Genomic DNA, 6,551 nt, shown 5'->3' with positions numbered 1-6,551 from the left:
GAATTCCCTTTGTGGGCATCACGTACAACGGCCGCTGCAGGCGTGCTTCCCGCTCCGCGCGTTCCTGTGCGAACGCCACGCCCTTGGCCAGCTCCTCGCCGGCCACCGCGGCGTTGACGGCGGGCGTGACGGAGATCAGCTCGACGCCCTTGCTGCTCTCCACGGTGCCGCCGCCCAGGGCGGACTCGTCGGCGGCGAGCACGGTGGGCCTGGAGTGCGTGTCGGAGGTGCTGACGGCCGAGTGCGCGGCCGCGGCGGCGGCTCCGGTGGCCATCGCCGCGATCAACAGCCGCCCCTTGACGGCCCCGGCGGTGACGGGCGGCTTGCGGTGCAGGCCCCGCGGCGCCGGCGCATCGGTGACGTCAGAGCCGAAGTCACCAACGCCTGAGCCGAAGTCACCAACGCCTGAGCCGAAGTCACCCGAGTCGCCCAGGTCGCCGACGTCGGCGCGGTGCGAGTGATAGGCGTAGTCGTCGTCGTAGCGGTGGGCACCAGGTTCAGCCCGGAACTCGGCGGGCACCACCAGCCGCAACGGCGTCAGGTTGTCGGTGTCGTGCAGGTCGTCGAGTTCGGGCGCCTGCAGCACCCGGGACTCGGTGTCAAACGCGCAGTGGTCCAGAAACTCCGGGTCATCGAGGCTGCCGAACTCGTCGAACGGGATGATGTCGGTGATTTCGGCGTCGCAGGGGGCGCCGGCTGGGTCGACCCAGCGGTCGCGGGCGTTCGTCGTGACCTCACGCACGGATCGGAACGAACGGTGGTTAGCCAACCCTAAGGATCCTTCTCGCCGTGACCATAACGTTATCTGGCTCAGGAGACGGTAACCAACGCCCGATGATCCAGGCAAGCCGGGGACCGAATCCGTTCGAGATTGTGATTTGAATCACTTTGCTTTCGCGGTGAGATGGGCCACACGAGTGGTATGCGGTGCCGGAAGCGCATCGTCGGCTCGATAAAGTTCCCCCCGAGCGAATCACGCCCGACCACCGACCCGCGTCAGCGCAGACAGACAGTGAGCTATGGACCTTTTCGAGTACCAGGCGAAGGAGTTGTTCGCCAAGCACAACGTTCCGACCACGCCGGGCCGGGTGACGGACACGCCCGAGGGCGCGCGCGGGATCGCCGCGGAGATCGGGCAGCCCGTGATGGTGAAAGCCCAGGTCAAGACCGGTGGTCGCGGGAAGGCGGGCGGGGTGAAGTACGCGGCGACGCCCGAGGACGCCTACACCCACGCGCAGAACATCCTGGGCCTGGACATCAAGGGCCACATCGTCAAGAAGCTGCTGGTCTCCGAGGCCAGTGACATCGCCGAGGAGTACTACATCTCGTTTCTGCTCGACCGCGCCAACCGCACCTACCTGGCGATGTGCTCGGTGGAGGGCGGCATGGAGATCGAGGAGGTGGCCGCCACGAAGCCCGGGCGGCTGGCCAGGGTCCCGGTCGACCCGGTCAAGGGCGTCGATCTGGCATTCGCCCGGTCGATTGCCGAGCAGGGGCATCTGCCCGCCGAGGTGCTCGACGCCGCGGCGGTGACGATCTCCAAGCTGTGGGAGTTGTTCGTCGGGGAAGACGCCACCCTGGTCGAGGTCAACCCGCTGGTGCGCACACCCGACGACCGTATCCTGGCGCTCGACGCGAAGATCACCCTCGACGCGAACGCGGACTTCCGCCATCCCGACCACGCGCAGTTTGAGGACCGCGAGGCCACCGACCCGCTGGAACTCAAGGCCAAGGAGCATGACCTGAACTACGTCAAGCTCGACGGCCAGGTCGGCATCATCGGCAACGGGGCCGGGCTGGTGATGTCAACGCTCGACGTCGTGGCCTACGCAGGCGAGAAGCACGGCGGGATCAAGCCGGCGAACTTCCTCGACATCGGCGGCGGCGCCTCCGCGGAGGTCATGGCGGCCGGCCTGGACGTGATCCTCGGTGACGAGCAGGTCAAGAGCGTCTTCGTGAACGTGTTCGGCGGGATCACCGCTTGCGACGCGGTGGCCAACGGCATCGTCAACGCGCTGAAAATCCTTGGTGCCGAGGCCAACAAGCCGCTGGTGGTCCGATTGGACGGCAACAACGTCGAGGAGGGCCGCCGCATCTTGGCCGAGGCGAACCACCCGCTGGTGACGATGGTGCCGACCATGGACGAGGCCGCCGACAAGGCGGCCGCGCTGGCGGCGAACGCCTGAAAGGACTACCGACATGGCAATTTTCCTGAACAAAGATTCCAAAGTCATCGTCCAGGGCATCACCGGCAACGAGGGCGGCATCCACACCGCGCGCATGCTCAAGGCCGGCACGCGGCTGGTGGGTGGTGTCAACGCCCGCAAGGCCGGCACCACGGTCACGCACAAAGACGCCGCCGGCAATGACGTTGAGCTGCCGGTGTTCGGCACCGTTGTGGAGGCGATGAAGGAGACCGGCGCGGACGTGTCCGTCGTCTTCGTGCCGCCGAAGTTCGCCAAGGATGCGATCATCGAGGCCATCGACGCCGAGATCCCGCTGCTGGTCGTGATCACCGAGGGAATTCCGGTGCAGGACACGGCATACGCGTGGGCATACAACGTGCACAAGGGCAACAAGACGCGCATCGTCGGGCCCAACTGCCCGGGCGTCATCACCCCCGGAGAGGCGCTCGCCGGGATCATCCCGGCCAACATCACCGGCAGCGGCCCGATCGGGCTGGTCTCGAAGTCGGGCACGCTGACCTACCAGATGATGTACGAGCTCAGGGATTTCGGCTTCTCCACCGCGATCGGCATCGGCGGCGACCCGGTGATCGGCACCACCCACATCGACGCGATCGAGGCGTTCGAGAAGGACCCGGACACCAAGGTCATCGTGATGATCGGCGAGATCGGCGGCGACGCCGAAGAACGCGCGGCCGACTACATCAAGGCCCACGTCTCCAAGCCGGTCATCGGGTACGTTGCCGGTTTCACTGCGCCCGAAGGCAAGACGATGGGCCATGCCGGCGCGATCGTCTCGGGCTCGTCGGGCACCGCCGCCGCGAAGAAGGAGGCTCTCGAGGCGGCCGGCGTCAGGGTCGGCAAGACGCCGTCCGAGACGGCGGCGCTGGCCCGCGAGATGCTCTCGGCGTGAGCCGACCGGTCATCGTCGGGGTCGGGCAGTCGGCCGAGCGCCTCGACGACCCGGGCTATCGCGGCATGTCGTCGGTGGAGCTCGCGACGGCGGCCGCCAGGGCGGCATTGGCGGACTGCGGCGCCGACGTCGCCGCGGTGGCGCGGGCCGTCGACACCGTGGCCGGGGTGCGTCAGTTCGAGATCTCCGGCCCGGTCCCCGCCCCGCTGGGGAAGTCGACGAACTATCCACGCTCCGTGGCCCGGCGCGTGGGCGCCGGGCCGGCCCGCGCGATCCTGGAAGTCATCGGGGGGCAGGGGCCGCAGCACCTGGTCACGGAACTGGCCGGCGCGATCGCGGCGGGCGGGTGCGACGTCGCGATGGTGTTCGGATCCGATGCCGTCTCGACCGAGCGCCACTTCGCGAAGGCCGACGACAAGCCCGACTTCTCCGAGACCGTCGACGGCCAGCTCGAGGACCGCGGGTTCGGCTACGACGGCATCTTCAACTCCTACACGATCGGTCACGGCCTGGTCGGGGCACCGGTTCAGTACGGGCTGCTGGAGAACGCGCGCCGGGCCCGGCTGGGTCTCAGCCCGCCCGACTACCGGCAACGGATGGGCGAGCTGTTCGCGCCGTTCACGAAAGTCGCGGCGAAGAACCGTTTCTCGGCGTCACCGGTGGAGCGCTCGGTCGAGGAGCTGACCACCGTCACCGACGACAACCGGATGATCTGTGACCCGTACCCGCGGCTGTTGGTGGCCCGCGACCAGGTCAACCAGGGTGCGGCCGCGCTGTTGATGTCCGACGCGGCGGCGCGCCGCCTCGGCGTGCCCGAAGAGAAGTGGGTCTATCTGCGCGGGCACGCCGACGTGGTGGAGCAGCCGCTGCTCGAACGCGTCGACCTGGGCAGCAGCCCCGCGTCGGTGATGGCGGCTCGCGAGGCGCTGGCGGTCGCCGGCATCGGCCTCGACGACGTCGCGACGTTCGACCTCTACAGCTGCTTCCCGGTCCCGGTGTTCAACCTCTGCGACGGGCTGGGGCTGGCCACCGACGACCCGCGGGGCCTGACCCTCACCGGCGGACTGCCGTTCTTCGGCGGCCCCGGCAACAACTACTCGATGCACGCCATTGCCGAAACCGTCATCCGGATGCGCGACCGGCCAGGACAATTCGGCCTCGTCGGCGCCAACGGCGGCATCATGTCGAAGTACTCGGTCGGCGTCTACTCCACCGGGGCGGCCGACTGGTCTGCCGATCACAGCGCCGCTTTGCAGGACGAGGTCGGGCGGTTCCCGAAGGTGCCCGTGACCGTCACCGCGGACGGGCCGGCGACGATCGAGACCTACAGCGTGCGCTACGACTGGCCGGTACGCACCGGCATCGTCGTCGGCCGGCTCGACGTCGACGGGCGCCGGTTCCTCGCCACGACAAAGGACGAGGACCTGGTCGGGCTGTTGACCGGCGCCGACCCCCTCGGCGCGCCGATCGTGGTGAAGTCCTTCGAATACGGCAACCGGGCCGCGCTGGCCTGACCGCCGGCCTAGACGAGGGCCGCCAGCTTCCCGGCGAGCCGCTCCACGTAGGCCCGCACGTCGTCCTCGGACCGGTCCGGCAGGCCGTAGAGCACCTCGGTCACGCCGAGTTCGGCCCACTTCGCGAGCCGCTCGGGCACCGGCTTGAAGTCCAGCGCGACGATCTGCGGCGCGCCGTCGCGTCCGGCGCCGGACCAGATGTCGTGCAGCATCCGCACCGGCTCGTCGATCTCGTGGTCGCGCGGCGTGGTGATCCATCCGTCCGCGCTGCGGGCGATCCAGGTGAAGTTCTTTTCGTTGGCCGCCGCGCCGACCAGGATCGGTATGTGCGACTGCACCGGCTTGGGCCACGCCCAGCTCGGCCCGAAGCGCACGAACTCGCCGTCGTAGGCGGCTTCCTCCTGCGTCCACAGCGCGCGCATCGCTTCCAGGTACTCGCGAAGCATCGTGCGGCGCCGCCCCGGCGGCACCCCGTGATCGCTGAGTTCGTCAGTGTTCCAACCGAATCCCACGCCGACCGAAACACGCCCGCCCGACAGGTGATCCAGCGACGCGATGCTCTTGGCCAGCGTGATCGGGTCGTGTTCGACCGGCAGCGCGACCGCGGTCGACAGCCGGATCCGGGACGTCACCGCCGACGCGGCCCCGAGGCTGACCCACGGATCCAGCGTTCGCATGTAGCGGTCGTCGGGCAGTGACGCGTCGCCCGTCGTGGGATGGGCCGCCTCGCGCTTCACCGGGATGTGGGTGTGCTCCGGCACGTAGAACGTGTGGAAACCGTGATCCTCGGCCAGCCGCGCCGCCGCGGCGGGTTTGATGCCACGGTCGCTGGTGAACAGAACGAGCCCGTAATCCATGCCCCGAATTAGAACGTGTTTCAGTCCGGGATGGCAAGGCGGCTACCGTCGCCGGCGAGGACGGGCGCTTCGGCGCGTCTTGTCCGAAACCGCGCGCTCGGCCCGGCCCCGAGAACGGGAGTGGGATGGCTGCCGGGCCTCAGTTCGGTGCGCTAGCGTGGTCCACGACCACCGATCCGACGCAGCGCCGCCAGAGTCGCGGCGCCCAACAGCACTGGAGAGGCTATGACGTATTCAACCGGCGGGTCCGGTTACCCGCCCGCATCCCAGCACGGCCCGTATGCGCCGACGACGCAGTTCTCCAGAGTGGAGGAGGGCCCCAGCAAGGTGCCCGTGTATCTGCTGGCCGCGGTCGTGGTCCTCGGGCTGGCCGGCTATCTGGTCAGCTTCGGCCCGGTGTGGAAGTCCAGCGAGATCGGCACGATGGGTGGCTCGACCATCACCGGCGGCAGCTTCGAGATCGTCGCGCTGGTGCTCGCCGCGCTGCTTGCGGCGGTCGCGCTGCTGCCCAAGGCGCGCAACTACACCGCTGTCGTCTCCGTGATCGCCGTCCTCGGCTTCCTGCTGGCCATCTCCGAGCTGATCACCAAGCCGAGCTTTCTGTCCGTTGGCTGGGCGCTGATCGTGATTGTGGTCGTCGCCGGGCTGCAGGCCGTCGCCGCGGTCGGCGCGCTGCTCCTCGAGTCCGGCGTCATCACTCCGCCGGCGCCGCGGCCGAAATACGACCAGTACCCGCAGTACGGCGGCTACTACGGCCAGCCCGGCCAGGGTCCCCAGCAACACACCCCGCCGTCGCAGCCACAGCAGAACCTCGGCCAGCGCCCGGCCTACCCCCAGTACGGCGGCTACCCGCCGCCGACCGCCGGCTTCCCGGCGGGCGGCCAGCAGTCGGGGCCGCCGACGCCTCCGACCGGTTTCCCGACCTACGCCCAGCCGCCCGGCCAGGCCCCGGGCCAGGCGCCCGGCCACGAGCACGGCGGCCACGAGTCGGCGCCGACCCAGCAGGTTCCGGTGCAGCCGCATCCGCAGTCCAATTCGCCGTCTCCGTCCGGACCGCCGCCGTCGTGAGGATGCGCTAGCC

General features: G+C 69.2%; 5 protein-coding genes and 1 pseudogene. 4 read left to right on the top strand and 2 right to left on the bottom strand.

All coding sequences use genetic code 11. The features are described 5' to 3' along the window. Positions 1 to 742, bottom strand: a pseudogene (locus VKG81_RS16270) (M23 family peptidase); the annotation flags it as partial. A 277-nt stretch (positions 743 to 1,019) separates the two neighbouring features. On the opposite strand from VKG81_RS16270, the gene sucC reads away from it, so the two are divergent. Genes sucC through VKG81_RS16255 form a run of 3 tightly spaced genes read left to right on the top strand, consistent with a single transcriptional unit; the run spans position 1,020 to position 4,613 of the window. Then, a complete protein-coding gene (gene sucC / locus VKG81_RS16265; RefSeq protein ID WP_324397592.1) occupies positions 1,020 to 2,186 on the top strand; it encodes an ADP-forming succinate--CoA ligase subunit beta in 1,167 nt (388 codons plus the stop codon). A gap of 13 nt (positions 2,187 to 2,199) precedes the next feature. Beyond that, positions 2,200 to 3,099: a succinate--CoA ligase subunit alpha gene (gene sucD / locus VKG81_RS16260; protein WP_324397591.1), complete on the top strand. Its 900-nt coding sequence runs from the start codon at positions 2,200 to 2,202 to the stop codon at positions 3,097 to 3,099. Further along, the gene (locus VKG81_RS16255) at positions 3,096 to 4,613 is read left to right on the top strand and encodes an acetyl-CoA acetyltransferase (RefSeq protein WP_324397590.1); all 1,518 of its coding nucleotides are present in this window, start codon (positions 3,096 to 3,098) and stop codon (positions 4,611 to 4,613) included. The genes sucD and VKG81_RS16255 overlap by 4 nt, the downstream gene beginning before the upstream one ends. 8 nt (positions 4,614 to 4,621) lie before the next feature. Here the strand turns inward: VKG81_RS16255 and VKG81_RS16250 are convergent, their stop codons facing one another. Continuing rightward, positions 4,622 to 5,470 (bottom strand): LLM class F420-dependent oxidoreductase, encoded by an 849-nt coding sequence (locus VKG81_RS16250; protein WP_324397589.1) that lies wholly within the window; start codon positions 5,468 to 5,470, stop codon positions 4,622 to 4,624. 225 nt (positions 5,471 to 5,695) lie between these two features. Here VKG81_RS16250 and VKG81_RS16245 point away from each other — a divergent pair, with 225 nt between their 5' ends. Further along, entirely contained in the window at positions 5,696 to 6,538 is an 843-nt protein-coding gene (locus tag VKG81_RS16245; RefSeq protein ID WP_324397588.1) for a DUF5336 domain-containing protein, read from the top strand. Positions 6,539 to 6,551: the final 13 nt, after the last annotated feature.

Origin of the sequence: Mycobacterium sp., from assembly GCF_035314905.1 — a bacterium.
GTDB lineage: Bacteria > Actinomycetota > Actinomycetes > Mycobacteriales > Mycobacteriaceae > Mycobacterium.
This window is presented reverse-complemented; position numbering and strand designations above follow the sequence as displayed.

Bases quoted from the DNA above. Each gene is read 5' to 3' on its own strand.
- sucC (WP_324397592.1), top strand. From the start codon at position 1,020: ATGGACCTTTTCGAGTACCAGGCGAAGGAGTTGTTCGCCAAGCACAAC.
- sucD (WP_324397591.1), top strand. From the start codon at position 2,200: ATGGCAATTTTCCTGAACAAAGATTCCAAAGTCATCGTCCAGGGCATC.
- VKG81_RS16250 (WP_324397589.1), bottom strand. From the start codon at position 5,470: ATGGATTACGGGCTCGTTCTGTTCACCAGCGACCGTGGCATCAAACCC.
- VKG81_RS16245 (WP_324397588.1), top strand. From the start codon at position 5,696: ATGACGTATTCAACCGGCGGGTCCGGTTACCCGCCCGCATCCCAGCAC.